This window comes from Yersinia sp. SCPM-O-B-9106 (C-191), assembly GCF_026183365.1.
Classification (GTDB): domain Bacteria; phylum Pseudomonadota; class Gammaproteobacteria; order Enterobacterales; family Enterobacteriaceae; genus Yersinia; species Yersinia rochesterensis.
Genome location: NZ_CP110791.1, coordinates 3,644,924 through 3,663,924, shown reverse-complemented (window position 1 = coordinate 3,663,924; position 19,001 = coordinate 3,644,924). Strand labels below are relative to the sequence as shown.

The window sequence follows — 19,001 nt, the reverse complement described above, 5'->3', positions numbered from 1 at the left end:
TATTCGTCTTTCACCCCGTTAATACTTGGTTTTATCTTCTCCCACACCACGCAATCACTCTATCGCGACAGGAAGTCACGTGTATTTTCTGTCCGTTTTGGCTATGGCCTCTTTAAAGGGAAAGGACAGGATATGTCATCAGTAGAACCGCAGGAAAACCGGCAAACCGGAATACTTAATACCATTGAGCGCATCGGTAATGCTATGCCGGATATCACCATGCTATTTATTTATGCATTAGGTGTGTGCTGGGCGCTTTCTTTTGGATTGTCATTTATTAATTTCGATTATTATCATCCTCTGACCGGCTCTCAGATCAAAGTGACCAATATGCTGGCACCAGTTGAGCTGGTGACCTTTATTACCACCATGGTCAAAAACTTTATTAACTTCCCACCATTGGCCATTACTATTGTCGCAACACTGGGTATTGGAATTGCCGAGGGCAGTGGCTTTATTCAGGTCATGTTGAAAAAGATGCTTAATGTGACGCCACAGCGCATTTTGACACCGGCGGTCATTTTTATTGGTGTAGTCAGCCATGTTGCATCTGATTCGGCTTATGTGATTTTAATGCCGGTATCGGCCATGATGTTTTATGCCAGTGGTCGACATCCGCTGGCTGGAATTGCCGCAGCTTTTGCCGGGTTGGCGGGTGGATTCTCGGCCAGTTACACCCCATCGATTATTGACCCTATCATGCAGGGTTTTACTCAGGGCGCGGCAAATATTATTGACCCGAGTTATAACGTCAATGTGTTATGTAACTATTTCCTCAGCTTTGGCAGCACCTTTGCGGTGATTCTGGTGTGCTGGTTTATTACTGAGAAAATTGTTGAGCCGCGTTTAATTAAATCGATGCCCCTGAATGACGATCTCAGTGTGCTACATAACAATGATGAACTGCAAAAAGTGACTCCGCGCGAGAGCAAAGCATTTAAGAAAGCGGGGTTAACTATGTTATTGATGCTGGTGGGGCTAGCGGCGGCATTGTACCCGGAGAACTCTTTATTGCGCTCACCAGAGGGAAGTTTAACCCGCCCTGATGCGCCTATCATGCAAGCCATTGTCCCATTACTGTTCTTCATGTTCGCCATTCCTGGCCTGATTTACGGCTTCAGCGCGGGTACCTTTAAAAGCACTAAAGATGTCACCAACAGCATGGAAAACATCACTCGCTCGTTGGTCTCATTTTTAGTCTTCAGTTTCTTCTGCGCCCAGTTCCTATACTCATTCAGCCATTCCAATATCGGCACATTGCTTGCAATCTCGGGGGCTGATTTCTTGCGTACCCTGGCAATGCCCGCTGGATTCACTATTCTGGGGGTGATTCTACTGTCTTGCGCGCTGGATATTATCATTACCTCTGCATCGTCTAAATGGTCAATTCTGGCACCGGTATTAGTGCCGATGTTAATGGCTGTGGGGATTTCGCCGGAACTGACGCAGGCCAGTTTCCGCGTCAGTTCCACTGTCAATATCTCGACACCGATGTTTGCTTTCTATCCGTTAATCATCATGTATTGCCGCCAGTATTGCTCTAAAACCGGAGTCGGAACACTCTGCGCCATGATGCTGCCTTATACTCTTGGGCTGACAATTGTGTTAACCCTGATGCTGTATTTGTTCTGGGGATTGGGGATTCCGTTGGGGTTCCAGAGCGGCTATACCTACCCGGCGACCCACTAACTGTCTAAAAAATAAAATGAATAAGGAATAAGAAATGACAATCGCACTCTCAGAACAACTCACTCAACGATTTTTCCGCTATCTGTCCGTCAGTAGCCAAAGTGACGCCGCCTCTGACACGCTGCCGAGCACGGCGGGGCAGCATAAGATGGCGAAAATGTTGGCCGATGAATTGCGGCAGTTGGGGCTGGAAGATATCATTATTGATGAACAGGCGACGGTAACCGCCCGTAAACCGGGCAACCAGCCTACAGCGCCACGCATTGGTTTTATCACTCACATTGATACCGTTGATGTTGGTTTGTCAGCCGATATTCATCCGCAGCGCTTGCGCTTTACCGGTAGTGATTTGTGCTTGAACCCAGAACAGGGCATCTATCTGCGCACGGCGGAACACCCGGAAATTCTACGTTATCAAGATGAAGAGATTATTTTCAGTGATGGTACCAGTGTGTTGGGGGCGGATAATAAAGCGGCGGTAACGGTGGTGATGACACTGCTGGAAAACTTGAGCGCGGATGATAAGCACGGCGATATTATCGTGGCATTTGTGCCAGATGAAGAGATTGGTTTACGCGGTGCCAAGGCGCTGGATCTGGCGCGGTTTGATGTTGATTTTGCTTACACCATCGATTGCTGCGAACTGGGCGAAGTGGTGTATGAGAACTTCAATGCGGCCTCGGCGGAGATTGATATTATTGGTGTGACGGCGCATCCCATGTCAGCCAAGAATGTGCTGATCAATCCTATCCGTGTCGCTTATGACATTATCAGCGAATTTGATCCACAACAGACGCCAGAACACACCGAAGGGCGCGAGGGCTATGTCTGGTTTACCGATATGGTGGCTAACCCCAACCATGCCAAACTGAAAATGGCGATCCGTGATTTTGATAATACTTCATTTGCGGCCCGTAAAGCCGCAATTGGCGAGGCGGTGGCAAAGATCTCTGCCCGTTATCCACGCGCCAAGTTAAGCTATTCAGTGACCGATGTTTACAGCAATATCAGCAATTCCATTGGTGAAGATAAGCAAGCTATCGAGCTTATTTTCTCTTCCATGGCGCAGTTGGGAATTGAGCCTAATGTGATCCCGATGCGGGGCGGAACGGATGGTGCGGCGTTATCCAGCAAAGGGCTGTTAACACCTAACTATTTCACAGGCGCGCATAATTTCCATTCGCCGTTTGAATTTCTGCCAATCAGCTCCTTTGTAAAATCGTATGAGTTGACCCGGACTATCTGCTTATCTGCGGCGAAAAAATAAGCTGCGGCTAAACAGCCCATAGGGGAGGGGCGATATGATCGCGCCCTCCATTTTACGGCTTAGTCCAGCGCCTCTTCCGGCACTTCCAGCACATGATAAGCGGTTGAGCAGAATAATGAGTTCAAGCGCTTCATATCCCCCAATAGCCCCATATGCAGACTGCTGGTTTCAATGCTCAGAACGTTTTGTTGATGCAAACGCTCGACGTGGGCGTGGGAGTATCGGCGGTTCAGCAAACGGAAACGATGCTTGGCACGGCGCAGGCGCTTGGCATTATTGATATCTCGGGATAAAAATACCGACATGCCCAAATCGAGGTTGGTGACCAATCGGGCATGTAAGGTATTTAATTCCTCAAACCCTTCGGCTGAAAACGGCTTACGTGCATTGAGCGACTTAGCGGCGACATCTGAAGTCATGCGGCCAATAATATCTCCCGCCTGCTGGAGATTAACTGCGGTATCAATGATTTCCGCCCAGCGGCGTGAGTCAATCTCGCCTAATTCATCTTGTTGAATTTGGGCTAAATACAGTTTTATCGCGCTATACAGCATGTCGACTTCATCTTCCAACAAGCTGACTTCATGTTTTTGCTGTTTATTCCCCTCCAACACTTCTTTAAAGCGAAATAGCATTTGCTCCAGCACGTCACCCATGCGCAGGGTTTCTCGCACGGCGTTGGCTAAGGCCAGTGACGGGGTGTCGATAGCGGTAATATCGAGATAGCGTGGCGCTGAAGGCTGGGGGATATTGGGGTCATCACTGATCAATCGGCTGCAAATTCGTGCCATCACTCCAACAAATGGCAGCATCAACAAACAGCGCAGCAGGTTATAGAAAACGTGGAAATAAATGACCACTTCGGCGGCGGGTAAACTGCGCCCGAACAGCCATTTCCCTAACATATTGACCCAAGGGACAATTAAGATACAGCCGATAACTTTAAATAGCAGGCTCCCCAGCACCACTTGGCGAGAGACGGCATTCTGCCCACGGCTGCTGATCAGGGCCAGCAACCCGCTGCCGAGATTTGAACCAATTACAATGCAGAGCGCGATGTTCAGTGGCACTAAGCCGGTAGCCGCGAGTGTCGCGGTCAGCAGCACGGCAGCCAAACTGGAATAACTGATCATGGCGAACAGCGCGCCAATCAACAGCGCTAGAATGGTATCGCCGGTCAGAGAAGAGAAAATGGCCTGAACTGCGGTCGCCTGTGTAATCGGCCCGGCAGCCGTCACAATCAGTTGCAGCGCCAGAATAATCAGCCCGAGGCCAATACATACGCGGCCCATCTGGCCCACGCGCGCTTTACGTTGGCCGAGGAAGACAATGACCCCACCCAAAATCAGCAATGGCGACAGCCAGGAGAGGTCAAAGGTGAGCACCCGCGCCATCAGCGCGGTCCCGACATCAGCCCCTAGCATAATCACCAGGGCTGGAGACAATGAAATCAGCCCCTGCGACACAAACGAAATGACCAGCAACGCGGTCGCATTACTGCTTTGTACCAGTGCGGTGACACCAATCCCGGCCATAAATGCAGTCGGTTTTTTCTGGATGCTGGCGCTCAGTACCCGGCGCAAATCGGCACCATAAACTCGCATGATACCGGTGCGGACGATGTGTGTGCCCCACACCAGCAGGGCGACAGAAGAAAGCAGATGAAGCAATGTCAGCATAGTCAGTCTCAGTTGGGGTGAGTGGCTCCAGATTAGGTGAAATTGCTCAAGGATTGGTAAATGATATCCAAGAGCTTTTTATTATCAACGGATTGCAAAATTTTTACTGGCTTGCCCTGTGGTGCCGGAATGCCAACATCCAAACGCAGATTCTGCGGGCTAAAGCGCAAGGTCATCCCGCGGGTTAGCGCCCCTGCCAGCGCGACATCGACATAGTCGCTGGTGGTGGTCACGATGCTTTTATCCAGCAACCAGGCGACGACCAAGGCATCATGAACCCAGCAACCCGGCAGTTGCCGTGTTTGCATTGAATAACTTATCCACGGGCGCAAAGTTTCTACCAGATAACGGCTGAGTACAGAGTCAATTTGTGCAATCTTATCTAAATCCTGATGCAGCAGTTGGGTCTGCGTAGTGACATCCAAAGGTGCCAATGTAATGTTAGCACCGCTGGTCAGTACCACATGCGCGGCTTCGGGATCGATACCAAAATTGGTGTCTTTAAGATAGCCCTCGACATTAAACACACCGCCCATGATAGCAATTTCCGCCACCGATGACGCCATTTGCGGGTAAAGCTGCATGGCATGGGCAATATTTGTCAGTGGGCCGATGGCCACCAAGGTTATTTCGCCGGGGTTATTGCAAATTAATTCGCCGATAGCATGGGCCGCTAAGGGCGCATTGGAGACCACCATGGGCGGCAGGGGCGTTTGTTGCCAAAGTGCAGTTAATCCATTTCTGGCCGCGCCATTATCCAGCTTGTCGCGCCAAAGCGCCGCCGGCTCCACCAGCGCTTGTGACGCGCCCCGCATGATGGGGATATTCACCCCCAGACGGGTCACTAAATCATGGGCAACAGAAAATCCGACTTCGCTTGGGGTATTCCCCGCCACGATAGTCACTAATTCCAACGCTATTTCTGGGGCGGCGATGGCCAGCGCTAATGCTAAACCATCATCGACATTGGCGCCGGGCACGCCATTTCCTGGGTCACAATCAATAATTAAACGCATATTTTTTTATCTTTTTATTATGGGAAATCAATTTCTTTGGGTATGGGAGCAGCCGCAGGATTCACCGATTTGTAGCGAAAAATCGAACTCGCGAACTATGGGTTCACCGCTCCAGTTTTTGAGCATCTCGATGGCGGTTTTCGCCATGATATCCAACGGCTGACGCACTGTTGTCAAGGACGGCACGTTATATTCAGACTCAATGGTGCCGTTAAAACAGACCAGCGCCAGATCTTTCGGGACGGTCAGATTATGCTCGGACATGGCCCGCAAACAACCAAAAGCCTGTAATTCGTTAGTTGTGAATAGCGCCTGCGGCAATGGCCCTTTCAGCATTTGCTGTGCGGCCTGATAACCCCCTGGGCGGGTGTATGTGGTCGGGAAAATCCACTCATTGCGCACCCTTAACCCCGCTTGTTGCAATGCATCGCGCCAGCCATTCAACCTATCTTGAGTATTGAGCATATCCAGCGGGCCGCAAATAATGGCGATATCGCGATGGCCATGTTCAATTAGATGCTGTGTTGCTTGAAACGCGGCGGCGCGTTCATCCACACGAATAGCACAGATTTGTTGTGCAGCATCGACGCGGTCGAGCATGACAAAGGGGGTGCCAGTGGTTTGAATTAATTCAATATAAGGATGGCGGTCAACACTGGTATACAACAAGCCATCAACCTGACGATGTAGCAGATTATTGATCAGTTCGCGTTCGCGCTGCCGGTCATCGCCCGCATCTCCCAATAACAACACTTGCCCGTTAGCAAAGGCTTCACGTTGCAGGGCGTGGGCCATGGAAGAAATAAAAGGGTTAGAAATATTGGGAACAATCAGACCATATGTTTGAGTGGTACCGCGAGCTAGTGATCGGGCTATTTCATTGGGGCGGTAACCGGTTTTTTGAATCGCATCAAGCACGCGCTGTTTGGTGGCCGAGGCGACTGGCCGTGGCCCATTATTGATGACGTAACTGACTACCGCGACAGAAGTGCCTGCTTCGCGTGCGACATCAGAACGTGTAATACGACGAGACTGCGGGTTAACCAAAGTTACCTACTTAATCTGAATACAGATGCCATACAACCCTTTCATTTACTTAATACAATATCGGGAATCAGGCTGCTGGCAAAGTCAAATGAAGGGGAAACGTGCCGTTGGGGCCGTAGCGATGCCAGTCGCCAGAATGCCCCAGGGTGCGGTAACCCTTCACTCACCTTATGATTAATAAGTTTGTCAGTAACTTCGAAACCTATTTTACGCGGTTAAATCGCATCTTCTGGCAAGTTGAGGTCACGCCCACGTGTTTCTGGGGCAAAGAACGTGGTGACAAACCCTATCCCGGCCATTACGGCGAAGTACAGCGCAATTGGCCACCAGTGGCCGGTGAATGTCAACATGGCCGCTGCTATCAATGGCGCAGTCCCACCGGACAGAATGGAGCCTAATTCTTTTGCGACTGCCATCTTGGTATAGCGGTTAGTCACACCAAACAGCTCCACACCCCACGCGGCTTGTACACCGAAGATACCCAGTGATGCTAAACCCATACCAACAATGATAGTCCCCATCACGAGAATAGGCTCGCGGGTTTCCAGCAGCATAAATGCCGGGAAAGCATAGATAATCAATAACAGACAGAACCAGCGATAGGTAATGCGGCGGCCAAAGCGGTCTGACAGATAACCCGCCAGTGGAATAATCAGGAAGCCCAGACAGGACGCGATGAACACCGCCATAGTTGGCACTGATTTATCCACCATCAGCACTTTGGCGACATAACCAATCATAAAGCCCTGAGCCAGATAAGACGGGCCGTTCTCGCCGATACGCAAGCCCACCATAATCCAGAATGATTTACTGCGCTGCCAGAAAGTGCGGTTATCCACTTCAACCGTATGCTCGCGCCCCAGTGCCAATGCTTGTTGACGCTGTTGTTCCAGCATCAGTTTTTGGCGTTCAAATACCGGGGTTTCGCGCATGTGGCGACGAATAAACAGTGCAGCACCGGCGATTAAAATGCTGGACAGGAATGGAATGCGCCAGCCCCAATCGAGCAGAGTTTGCTTATCCATTTGCAAGACCAGCAACCACACGAGTGCCGCCAGTAGCGTGCCGCTGTTAGAACCTAATGCAATAATAGACGAGACCAAACCGCGCCTTTTAGCAGGAGCATATTCCCCCAACATCACCGCACCACCAGACAGCTCAGCACCGGCTCCCAACCCTTGCATAAAGCGCAAGAAAGCCAGACAGGCCGGAGCCCACAAGCCGATAGAGGCGTAGCTTGGGATTAGACCAATCAGGGTGGTGGAGGCGCCCATCAAGGTGATGGTGGTAATCATGACCACTTTCCGGCCTTTGCGATCCCCTAATCTTCCGAACAGCAGCGCGCCAATAGGACGGGCAATAAAGCCGACGGAGTAGGTGGCAAAGCTGGACAATAACGCGATTGCAGGTGTTGCTTCAGGGAAGAAGACATCACCAAATATTATGCCAGCAGCTAAACCATAAAGTGCAAAGTCTGCATACTCCATGGCCGTACCGAGCCAGCACGAAAAGGTTGCGCGCCAAAAGTCTTTGCGACCCTCGGGCGTAGCCAAGCGCTCTTCTGCAGCCATGCTCTCTGATGGAGCATTGTCTGCCGCCGAGCTATTTAGTGAAGTCATTAAAAAGGTTCCCCTGGTGTTGAAGCATCATGTTCACGCGTCAATGCGTGTTTATTGGCCTTTACTCAGTCGTCGGGGTCAAACAAGCGAGACTGAGCTTGATAAGGAAATATTAGATAAAATTAATATTAACCCGTCCTTTTAGTGTATCTACCCGCGTAGATAGGTCAAATTAATTATCCTTACTTTAGTGATTGTTCACAAAATTGTCATATATCTGTTCGGTATTTACACGATTTTTGCGGGTGGGCGCAACAAAACTAGCGGTAAGTATCTTAAATTGGGTGCCCCTTACCGCTTTTATTTTGGCCGGATGTCATCACGCTGGCCAGGATAGATATTGACGTAGAAATTGCCGAGCTTCAGTCCGGTAATTATATCTAGATAATCGATTTTTTCTCGTTAAATATAATAATACCAAAGAGGTAGCCCGCGTTTTTATCGTTTAAAATGGATAGATTTATTGTTTGGATAAAATAAAAATAACGTTTAAACACTTTTATTGTGTTTGCTGTGATTAGAATTATCTGGAAATTAGTCTTTAACCGAGAGTATAAATAGCTGAGTGTATGAGTGTCTCCTTGATTAAGTGAGAATAGCAATCATGTATATTTATCTCAGATTATACCCATTAGTTTATCTTACCGCGGCTTTTCTCCCTATCACTGCTCTTTGTGGGTCTGCTCGAGATTATTTGAATGCACCTATTGATGCGTGGCTTGGATTTTACAATGCAGGTTATTCATCATCGGTGACACCCGAAGATGGTATGGATATTACCTCTGATGTTAGGGCAAATGTATTATCTCAATCTTTTATGCTTACTCGGACGATGGATTACTGGGGGAGGACGGGCGGTCTTTCTTTGGTGCTCCCTTATCGCTATGTTGAAACCCATTCCGGTGACTTTCGCGCTTCTACTCGAGGAATCTCTGATATTGGCATGTTGTGGCAGATAAATTTATTTGGCGGCCCGGCATTGAGTCGCGAACAATTTCGGTCTTTTATTCCTGAGACATTCTCCAGTTTTCATTTTTATCTTGGAACCCCATTGGGTGAATATGATGCTCACTCTGCTCTTAACCCGAGTTCAAACCGCTGGGTTTTCTCGCCGACAGTGAATTATAGTTATACGCCAGACCAAGGCTGGACGTGGCTTGAGACCTATATCACCACGACGGTATTTACCACTAATGATAATTATCAGGTCGCGGGTGCTTCTAAGCTCGGGCAAGATCCATTAGTTATCATTGAAGGTCATGCCAGCCGTAATATTACACCTGAAATATGGCTATCTTTGGATAGTTATTACAATGTCGGTGGTGAAACCCATATTGATAATATCGCTCAGGATAATGCGGCCAATACCTTGAGATTAGGCACGGGAATCGGCATAAGAGCTTGGGGCGGCGGTGATATTATTGTGAATTACGAACGTGTTGTTGCTAAACCCTCACAGCAGCCTGAATCCCAAACTATCAGGATGACTCTACGCCAGTTTTGGTAAAAAACGTGTTTAACACCGAATAGCCATGCAGTTTTAGTGGAATATAATTTTATTTAAATAATGGCAACAAAAAATGTCGATAAATTAATTAAACACCGAGTTTGAACTCAAAGAATTGAAATTTAAATTTTTTGATACTTATCTTAGGCTCAACGTCTTCTAAGAAATTATTTTTAATTAATGTTTCTATGTATTTAGCGTTTTTTATTATTTTTAATACAAGAATAATCTTGCCTTTTTATTGGTTTGGAATGATAAATAATAAGAAAGATCTCAGCCAAAACTGTGACTCAGAAATAATGCAACTGTGATTTAGGTCGCTATATTCAGTGGTGGAATATAAATATATTAACGTCGTTTATATATTCTTTAAAAAACCAATAACTGGCATGTGTTATTTTCAATGTGAGGAGTGCAGATATGGAAAGACGTACATTCTTGAAAGGAGCTGCAGCGTTAGGCTTAGCTGCTGGGACATCCACCGCCGGAGCCGTGGCAGCAGGTAATGCAGCAACAGGAGAGCATGCATTGCCAGATAAAATAGCAGCTGCGCTGGCACGTTTTCGTGAAACTATTCCCGCTAATTTTGATAGAGCTTATGTAGAAAATGCCGTCGTCCCTTTCTTCCTGACTAGTTTTTATGAGGGTGAAAGGCCGATGCTACCAATGATCGATCTGAATTTTACCAAAGAGAACGCCTTACCTTATGACCTTTGGGGCTTGATTTATAAAGATTGGAAACCCACGCCCTCTGAAGGGGTGACGGTTTTTCTGCAAGGTTTAGAGGAACGTGGAGAACATAATCTTCGTAAACGTATCTATTTCACAGCAGTGACACCGGATCTGTACCGCCCGATGTATGGGGATAAAGTAGTGGCATTTTTCGATCAATTAATGGAGCCACAGTTCGCCAACAAACCCTTTATGCGCCACTATTTGGATTACTATTTTGATATTTATTGGGATCTACATTTAGGGGTTAAAGGTGATGCTATCCCGAAACAAGTCCGAGAGATTGGTGAGTCGTTCAATACGGTATTAGCCTACCGTGATCCATTACAGCCGATTGTTTATGAAAACTACATGACAGTACGCAAACAACTCGATTTCCTCAAACAATGGATTGATGAACGTGTTGATGACATCAACAATGGGCGGACAGCTAATCCAGAAAAAACCATGGCGTGGTATTGGTTGAAAAATGCCGGTAATGGTGAAAACTTCAGTAAGAAAGATATCGTGTTTGAATGCTTCCATAACTTTGTGGCTTTCAGCCAGTGGGGCAATACCTTATTCGGTATTATGTCGCGGTTGAGTGAAAATGAAGGCGATCCGACAGTACGAGAAGCATTTAAAAAAACCATGAGTGGTGATTTCGATAATGCCAATGGCGCACCTTACACACCATTAGAATTATTTGTCATGGAGTTATTCCGCACTATCTCACCGAATGGCGGCAGTATTTCTGCGGTTGAAGATGCGCGAACCTCCGCTTATGGGGAGTCGCCTCACAAACGATTTGGTCTACCTTTTGAGCGCCACAGTTATATCAGTACACCACATACCAGCACCAGTTTTAGCCCCGTTCACTGGAAAGATCCTGACGATTTCTCCCCCAATCGCTATCTTAAAGTTCCCACTAGCGCTGAAATAACCGAAGAAAAATGTCAGCAAATTGGCCTTGCTCGTTGCCCGTTTGATATCACCTCACTGGAGGTAAAAGATGGCCGCAATGTTGCGGTGACGAACAGCGGTTTTGGTACAGTATTTGGTGTGGTAGACGGCAAAGCAAAACCCGTATGTGACTATGCAGGATTTGCACCTTTTGGGTTCAGTTATCGCCGCTGCCCTGGTGAGCAATTGACTATTCAGGTGTTTGAAGATTTTCTGCGTAAAGTATGGCGGGACAAAATTGTGTTCAATAAACTGCAACTGGGCAAACCAGGCCGAGTGCCTATTGGCCCCAATGCCGTCATTGATGACAATATTGGTTTTAGTCGTTAAGTCTCATTTTCCTTTCAAGCCCGCATTCGCGGGCTTTTATCTTCTGTTAATTATCGGCATATGTCGGTATTATCCTGAGATTAGTAATGCAAATCATTGGCGTTCCCAATCAAGGATATCCACATTCCACTTTTCAGGAGAGAAAATGCGATTACGTTTAGCTTTATTTTCATCATTACTGGCACTGACTGCTGTGCTTACCGGGTGTGATAATTCCTCTGTGACCCCTGAAGAAACATCAAAAATCACTATCGAGCACGCACAAGGTACTACTCAGGTTCCGCTTAATCCGCAAAAAGTCATCATATTGAACCCCTCGACATTGGATATTGCCGACGCCCTGAATATAAAAGTAGCCGGTGTACCCCAGACCAGCACCCATCTTCCGGCCTTTTTATCCAAATACACTGGTGCAGAATATCTGAATGCGGGCACATTATTTGAACCGGATTATGAAGCTCTTAGCCAGGCTAAACCTGACCTAATTATTGCGGGCGGTCGTGCTCAAGATACCTATGACAAACTTAGCGCTCTTGCCCCGACCATCTCACTGGATATCGATCCTAAGAATTTTACCCAAAGTCTGACTCAACGTACGGAGCAATTAGCCTCTATCTTTGGTAAAGAAGAAGAAGCGAAAACCCTGCTGGGTAAATTTACCGCTCAGATTAATGCTATCAAACAGAAATCAGCTAACGCTGGGTCTGCCATGTTAGTGATGGTCAGTGGTGGAAAAATGTCTGCTTATACACCAGGCTCGCGTTTTGGTTTTATTTTTGATGAGTTAGGATTTACGCCAGCGGCCAGTTTCACTGAAGCCGGTAATCATGGCAATGTGGTAACCTCCGAATTTATTCTTGATGCTAATCCAGAATGGCTGTTTGTCCTTGACCGCGATAATGCTATTGGCCGTACTGAAAACCAGTCAGCACAACAGGTTCTGGATAACCCACTGATTCATAAAACTAAAGCATGGCAAAATAATCACGTAATTTATCTTGATTCTGCCTCGCTCTATATTGCCGGTGGCGTACAGAGTTATATGCAACTGATGGATAAAATCAGTTCAGTGTTGGATAAACAAGCCTCCGCGCAGTAATTCTCACTAATGAAAAATCTTAGTTTTATTGCGGGCCTGGTTATTTTACTGGGCCTAATGACATGCAGCCTGTTTATTGGTGTTGGTAATGTCACATTGGCCGAAGTCTGGTCAGATCCCGACATGCGCGATATTTTTTTGATAAGTCGCGTGCCGCGAACGCTAGCATTAGTTTTAGCCGGCAGTGCCATGAGTGTTGCTGGCCTTATTATGCAGATGCTCACTCAGAACCGATTTGTCGAACCCTCAATTGCAGGCACCACCCAGTCGGCTAGTCTCGGATTATTATTAGTCATGGTGTTTAGCCCAGCGGCTCCGGTAATGGTTAAGATGCTGGTTGCCACTGTATTCGCCATGGGCGGGACGGCACTGTTTATGTTGTTGCTGGCACGAATGAGAATGAAATCGGCGCTGATGGTGCCGCTGACCGGCATTATGCTGGGGGCGGTATTTAGCGCGGTGACGACCTTCCTGGCAATGGAGTTTGATCTGTTGCAATCATTGGGCAGTTGGGAATCGGGTGATTTCTCCGGCGTGTTGCAGGGCCGTTATGAACTGCTGTGGATCGTGGGCGCATTAACGCTGATTGCCTGCTTAATCGCTGACCGTTTTACTGTCGCCGGAATGGGGCGGGATTTTTCCGTCAATGTTGGCCTGAATTATCAGCGGGTTATGCTAATGGGGATGTCCATTATTGCCATTGTCAGTGGCGTGGTGGTGGTGGTAATTGGCGTGCTACCTTTCCTCGGATTAATTGTACCCAATATTGTCAGTATGGCGATGGGGGATAATCTGCGTCGAACCATTCCTTGGGTGGCGTTGTGTGGCGGTGGGCTGGTGGTGTTATGTGACATTATTGGTCGGTTAGTCAGTTACCCATTTGAAATACCTGCCAGCGTTATTCTGGGCGCAATTGGCGCACTCGTTTTCCTATTATTAATCGTTAGGACAAAACGTCATGCAGGCTAATGAGTATTCTTCCTCACGCTCTCTTCCTCAAGAGAACAGTAAAACATTCAGCTCGCCAGCAAAGCGGTTATTGTTATTGAGTATTATCGCCCTTGCCGCGATTATCATTTTCATGACAATTAATCTTCGGGGCAATATCCAGTATGTTCTGGTGCATCGCGGCCTTATTTTAGCCACTATGGTATTGGTCGCGTTTGCTGCCGGTATTGCCACCGTATTATTCCAAACAGTGACTAATAACCGTATTTTGACGCCGTCAGTGATGGGGCTTGAAGCGCTGTTTATCCTAATTCAAACGATGTTGATCTTTTTTGTCGATGCCAATGGGTTCAGGGTGCTAGGAATAACAGGGAAATTCCTTTGTGAGTCGGCCTTGTTGCTGCTGTTCTCGGTATTTCTGTATCGCTGGTTGCTGACCGGTGTCGGGATCAATCTTCACAAGGTATTATTGGTCGGGTTGGTTTGTGGCACTTTGTTCCGCAGTTTATCCAGCTTGATGCAGCGCCTGCTCTCCCCTGGGGAGTTTGCTATTTTGCAGGGTAGGGTATTTGCCACCTTTACGCGAGCCGCGCCGGAAATTATTGCCCTGTCTACTGGGATAATTATTATCGTGGCGATTGTCATTTGGCGTATGCGTCATTCCCTCGATATTATTGCGTTGGGTAGAAATACCGCGATTAATCTGGGGGTTGCCTACCAGAAAAGAATTACCGCTATTTTGCTGCTGGTTTCCTTGCTGGTGGCTATATCGACGGCACTGGTTGGGCCATTAACCTTTTTAGGTTTGCTCATTGCTAATCTGGCTTATCCACTGGTGGGGTCATTCCGGCATCAATATTTGCTGCCGGGGGTCTTTCTGCTGGGGGTGATTACGTTGGTCGGTGGGCAATTAATCCTCGAACGTTTATTGAACATGTCGGGAACGCTTTCCGTGGTCATTGAGTTTGTGGGTGGCGCGCTGTTTATTTATCTTTTAATAAAAAAGGCTCCGGTGTGATTGAAATAACTGATATTAATAAAAAATACCAGAATACAACGGTACTCAATAATATAAATGAGAACATTCCGTCTGGTGGAGTCACATCAATCATCGGGCCAAATGGTGCGGGTAAATCGACGTTATTGTCGATTATGAGCCGTTTACTGACGCCAGATCTCGGGCGTGTCCAATATAATGGGCTGGATGTTGCCACAACTTCTGGCGATAAGTTGGCGACTATCCTCTCCGTCTTACGGCAGGAAAATCATTTTACCAGCCGGCTGACAGTCGCGGATTTAGTTGGCTTTGGCCGTTACCCCTATTCGAAAGGGCGGCTCAATGAAAATGATCGCCAACATATTGATGCGGCAATGGAGTTCCTCAATTTGATGCCGCTGAAAGACCGCTATCTTGATGAACTGTCAGGTGGGCAACGGCAACGCGCCTATGTTGCCATGGTGCTGTGCCAGGATACGAAATATATCCTGTTGGATGAGCCATTAAATAATCTGGATATGAAGCATTGTGTCGCGATGATGAAGCAATTGCGGCGTGCGGCCGATGAATTGAATAAAACCATCATATTGGTCATTCATGATATCAACTTCGCTTCTGCGTATTCTGACCATATTATTGCGATGAAAGACGGCGAAGTTATCTATCGCGGTGCACCCGAAGAAATAATGCAGCCGGATATCCTGGAAGAAATTTTTGATATAAAAATCAGGATAGAAAAAGTGCAAGATCAGCATATTGCGGTTTATTACCGCTAAGGTACTGAGCGGCGATTTTTCCCTTATTCGTGGCCAGTTGTTTACCACGAATAAGGTGTTTGCCACGAATAAGGTGATGATTAGATTGCGGCGTATTCTCCGGTGCCCTCTGGCCATGGTGTCAGCAGGTCATAGCCGGTTTCCGTCACAGCAATGGTGTGTTCCCACTGGGCTGAAAGGGAGCGGTCTTTGGTGACGACCGTCCAACCATCCGCCAGTACGCTGGTGGCCGCTTTACCGGTATTAATCATCGGCTCGATGGTGAAAATCATCCCTGCTTTAAGCGGCATGCCTACTCCTGGTGCCCCGTAGTGCAGGATTTGTGGCGCAGTATGATATTCCTGGCCCACACCGTGACCACAATATTCCCTTACGACAGAAAAACCAGCCCCCTCCGCCACCTGTTGAATCGCCGCCCCGATATCTCCGAGTGTTGCCCCAGGACGTACTACCTGAATCCCCGCCACCATCGATAAATAAGTGATATCCACCAGTCGTTTAGCTCTTACGGAAGGCTCACCGACAAAGTACATTCTGCTGGTGTCGCCATACCAACCATCTTTAATAATGGCGACATCAATATTCACAATATCGCCATTTTTGAGTTTTTTATCGGACGGAATTCCGTGGCAGACCACATGATTCACCGAGGTGCAAACTGTGCGCGTATAGCCGTGATAGCCAATATTGGCAGGAATAACTTTTAGTTCGTTAACAATGTAATCGTGACACAACCGGTCAATCTCATCCGTTGTAACCCCGGCAAGGACATAGGGTGTAATCATTTCCAACACTTTTGCAGCAGCTTGGCCGGCGGCACGCGCCATTTCAATTTCTGCTAGTGAGTGGATTTTTACTTCTGTCATTGTGCATTCTCTTCTTTATTAAGCTTATGGGTTTCACTCTGGATGATTCTGGCAATGTCCGCTCCACCTTGTAATTCCACCTGAACCAGTGCGCGAGCAAGTTCGTGATAGCTCAACTGAGGATAAAGCTCGGCAAGCATACCCATTTTGAGCCAGTGCTCGGCTTGTGCATTGATTGAGCGGCTCATGGCGTTACTGGCGATGCGAAGATTCTCATGCATCAAATCAGATATTTTAACAATTCCCATAAAACACCTATACGAAACATATATGTTTCGTATATTGCCATAAATAATTCTAGGTTGCCAGAGATTGATATGATCTAGGGTAGCAAGTTGAGTAAATAATATACTTGCTAAAAAAAATCAGAATTAATAGGCTCAATGATAATAGTGAAAAGTATATACCATCTGCATTTTTGCCTAATATGAGAAATACAGCCGATCCCATCGGCTCATTCCGGTAAATAATAAAAATACAGCTATCGGCGCTATCAGGTCAGGATTAGAGTTCCAACACTATTTCTGGTCAAATTTTTTTATAAAAATAAGCTGTTATGAGAAAATTTGTTCTATGATCGAGAGCGCGCCCTCTGATTTTTTATTGAGGGACTGTTCATTAAGGAGAACTTTATGTCTCACATGCCATTAATTCAGCTCCCCCACACACATGGCGAAGGTTGCCTCTGTAATAGCCCGGCATTCGTGCGTATTAATACAGTATTTTCCCAGAAAGCGACCCAATCAACCCCTATCACCGCGGCCACTGTTGCGGCAGCGGTACCGGGAGCAAAACCACAAAAAAGCGATGCAACTGCCAATGCGGTGCGTGTGGTGGCTTTTATTAATGTTCGCATTTTTGATGGTATTTCAGACCACTTGCGAGACGGGCTACGAGTATTAGTCGAAGGCAACAAAATCAAATCGGTTGAACCTGCGAATACACCGCTTTCGCCGGATGTGGAGCTTATTGATGGTGGTGGCGGCGTATTGATGCCGGGGCTGATTGATGCTCACTGGCATGCGATTATGGCTCGCCCGTCGATGATGACCGCCATGACGGCGGATTTTAATTATATTCAGGCGCTGGCCATTGCTGAAGCTGATGCCACCTTGATGCGCGGTTTTACCACTGTGCGTGATATGGGCGGGCCGGTTTTTGGCTTGAAACGCGCGATTGATGAGCATATCGCCACTGGCCCGCGAATCTTCCCATCGGGCGCATTCATCACTCAGACCGGTGGGCATGGCGATTTTCGTTTACTTGGTGAATTGCCGCACACCCCCTCAGATCCACTAAGTTACGCCGAACGTGTAGGGATGACGGCGATCGCTGACGGTGCTGATCAAGTATTGTTGCGCGCCAGAGAACAACTTATGCGAGGTGCTTCGCAGCTCAAATATATGGCCGGTGGTGGTGTCAGCTCCATGTATGACTCCATCGATGTGACTGAGGGTTCTGTAGCAGAAATCCAAGCTGCAGTCACCGCAGCTGAAAACTGGGGCACCTATGTGACCGTCCATGCCTACACCCCGCGCGCTGTTACTATGGCTATCAAAGGTGGGGTTAAATGTATTGAACATGGCCAGTTGTTGGATGAGGAAACTGTGCAGCTAATGGCCGAAAAAGGCATCTGGTGGAGCTTGCAACCTTTCCTTGATGATGAAGATGCGGTGCCAACACCAAGTCCGGCGTCACGGGCCAAACAACTTGAAATGGTGGCGGGCACGGATACTGCTTATATGTTGGCGAAAAAATACAACATTAAGACGGCATGGGGCACTGATACTCTGTTTGATGCCCGACTGGCAAGCCGGCAAGGTGCGCAATTAGCCAAACTGACCCGGTGGTACTCACCGATTGAAGTCCTCAAAATGGCAACCAGTGTTAATGCTGAACTCTGCGCCTTTTCTGGCCCCAGAAATCCTTACCCAGGAAAATTGGGTGTTGTAGAAAATGGTGCGCTGGCTGACCTGATTCTGGTCGATGGCAATCCTCTGGATGATATCCAACTCGTCGCTCAACCAGAGAAAGCATTTCGGGTCATTATGAAAGATGGGCAAATTTTCAAAAACACTTTGGAAAGCCATTCGTAGCCGCTGTTTATAGTCATAAACTTAAATTTCTGATGGGATATCGCGAGTTAATTGAGGTTGTTCAATGAATAATATGACTTCCCTCAGGAAGCAGCAGGGGCTTTTAAGTGCCATAAAACCGAATCTATGGCGTGGGCCATGGGTTCTGTTATCCGCTATCGCCCTGAGTGGCTGCTCAGGTGCCGCAGCGCCTTCATTTTCCTTGGTGGGTTCCTATTTCCCCTCCTGGATGGCTTGCGCTTTTATCGGAATAATCACGGCGGTGATTGCTCGTGTCGTATTTATTCGCGTTGGTATTGATGACGTGCTGCCCTGGCGGCTATTGGTGTATGTCTGCCTGGCGCTGGCTGTGGCATTCATCTGTTCCCTATTACTGTTTATGCGATGAATA

General features: G+C 47.5%; 16 protein-coding genes. 10 read left to right on the top strand and 6 right to left on the bottom strand.

Annotation, left to right across the window (positions count from 1 at the left end):
- The first annotated feature begins 132 nt into the window (after positions 1-132).
- Positions 133-1,689: an AbgT family transporter gene (locus tag OP863_RS16685; protein ID WP_145589686.1), complete on the top strand. Its 1,557-nt coding sequence runs from the start codon at positions 133-135 to the stop codon at positions 1,687-1,689.
- Between the two features lie 34 nt (positions 1,690-1,723).
- Positions 1,724-2,956: a peptidase T gene (gene pepT, locus OP863_RS16680; protein WP_265525620.1), complete on the top strand. Its 1,233-nt coding sequence runs from the start codon at positions 1,724-1,726 to the stop codon at positions 2,954-2,956.
- A 59-nt stretch (positions 2,957-3,015) separates the two neighbouring features.
- Here pepT and OP863_RS16675 read toward each other — a convergent pair whose 3' ends face one another.
- The 4 genes from OP863_RS16675 to OP863_RS16660 form a co-directional block, all read right to left on the bottom strand.
- Complete coding sequence (locus OP863_RS16675) at positions 3,016-4,635, bottom strand: Na/Pi cotransporter family protein (RefSeq protein WP_038630667.1); 1,620 nt, start codon at positions 4,633-4,635, stop codon at positions 3,016-3,018.
- A 32-nt stretch (positions 4,636-4,667) separates the two neighbouring features.
- Positions 4,668-5,651: a nucleoside hydrolase gene (locus OP863_RS16670; RefSeq protein ID WP_265525619.1), complete on the bottom strand. Its 984-nt coding sequence runs from the start codon at positions 5,649-5,651 to the stop codon at positions 4,668-4,670.
- Between the two features lie 27 nt (positions 5,652-5,678).
- A complete protein-coding gene (locus OP863_RS16665; RefSeq protein ID WP_050292411.1) occupies positions 5,679-6,674 on the bottom strand; it encodes a LacI family DNA-binding transcriptional regulator in 996 nt (331 codons plus the stop codon).
- 239 nt (positions 6,675-6,913) lie between these two features.
- On the bottom strand, positions 6,914-8,317 hold the full coding sequence (locus tag OP863_RS16660; RefSeq protein WP_145591157.1) for an MFS transporter: 1,404 nt from the start codon (positions 8,315-8,317) through the stop codon (positions 6,914-6,916).
- Between the two features lie 769 nt (positions 8,318-9,086).
- Here OP863_RS16660 and OP863_RS16655 point away from each other — a divergent pair.
- The 6 genes from OP863_RS16655 (at position 9,087) to OP863_RS16630 (ending at position 15,648) form a co-directional block, all read left to right on the top strand.
- Entirely contained in the window at positions 9,087-9,824 is a 738-nt protein-coding gene (locus OP863_RS16655) for a transporter (protein ID WP_265525618.1), read from the top strand.
- Between the two features lie 420 nt (positions 9,825-10,244).
- Positions 10,245-11,828 (top strand): hypothetical protein, encoded by a 1,584-nt coding sequence (locus OP863_RS16650; RefSeq protein WP_265525617.1) that lies wholly within the window; start codon positions 10,245-10,247, stop codon positions 11,826-11,828.
- Positions 11,829-11,973: 145 nt separating this feature from the next.
- The gene (locus OP863_RS16645; protein WP_038630676.1) at positions 11,974-12,927 is read left to right on the top strand and encodes a siderophore ABC transporter substrate-binding protein; all 954 of its coding nucleotides are present in this window, start codon (positions 11,974-11,976) and stop codon (positions 12,925-12,927) included.
- 9 nt (positions 12,928-12,936) lie between these two features.
- The gene (locus tag OP863_RS16640) at positions 12,937-13,896 is read left to right on the top strand and encodes an ABC transporter permease (protein WP_004392204.1); all 960 of its coding nucleotides are present in this window, start codon (positions 12,937-12,939) and stop codon (positions 13,894-13,896) included.
- The gene (locus tag OP863_RS16635; protein ID WP_038630680.1) at positions 13,886-14,893 is read left to right on the top strand and encodes an iron chelate uptake ABC transporter family permease subunit; all 1,008 of its coding nucleotides are present in this window, start codon (positions 13,886-13,888) and stop codon (positions 14,891-14,893) included. Before OP863_RS16640 ends, OP863_RS16635 begins: the two co-directional genes overlap by 11 nt.
- The gene (locus OP863_RS16630; protein ID WP_265525616.1) at positions 14,890-15,648 is read left to right on the top strand and encodes an ABC transporter ATP-binding protein; all 759 of its coding nucleotides are present in this window, start codon (positions 14,890-14,892) and stop codon (positions 15,646-15,648) included. The genes OP863_RS16635 and OP863_RS16630 overlap by 4 nt, the downstream gene beginning before the upstream one ends.
- A gap of 80 nt (positions 15,649-15,728) precedes the next feature.
- Here OP863_RS16630 and map read toward each other — a convergent pair whose 3' ends face one another.
- Complete coding sequence (map, locus tag OP863_RS16625; protein ID WP_038630686.1) at positions 15,729-16,514, bottom strand: type I methionyl aminopeptidase; 786 nt, start codon at positions 16,512-16,514, stop codon at positions 15,729-15,731.
- Positions 16,511-16,762, bottom strand: coding sequence for a ParD-like family protein (locus OP863_RS16620; protein ID WP_038630687.1), 252 nt, complete (start codon positions 16,760-16,762; stop codon positions 16,511-16,513). Before OP863_RS16620 ends, map begins: the two co-directional genes overlap by 4 nt.
- A 384-nt stretch (positions 16,763-17,146) precedes the next feature.
- On the opposite strand from OP863_RS16620, the gene OP863_RS16615 reads away from it, so the two are divergent.
- Both OP863_RS16615 and OP863_RS16610 read left to right on the top strand, forming a co-directional pair.
- On the top strand, positions 17,147-18,610 hold the full coding sequence (locus OP863_RS16615) for a metal-dependent hydrolase family protein (protein ID WP_265525615.1): 1,464 nt from the start codon (positions 17,147-17,149) through the stop codon (positions 18,608-18,610).
- A 64-nt stretch (positions 18,611-18,674) separates the two neighbouring features.
- Entirely contained in the window at positions 18,675-18,998 is a 324-nt protein-coding gene (locus OP863_RS16610; protein WP_186368241.1) for a YtcA family lipoprotein, read from the top strand.
- Positions 18,999-19,001: the final 3 nt, after the last annotated feature.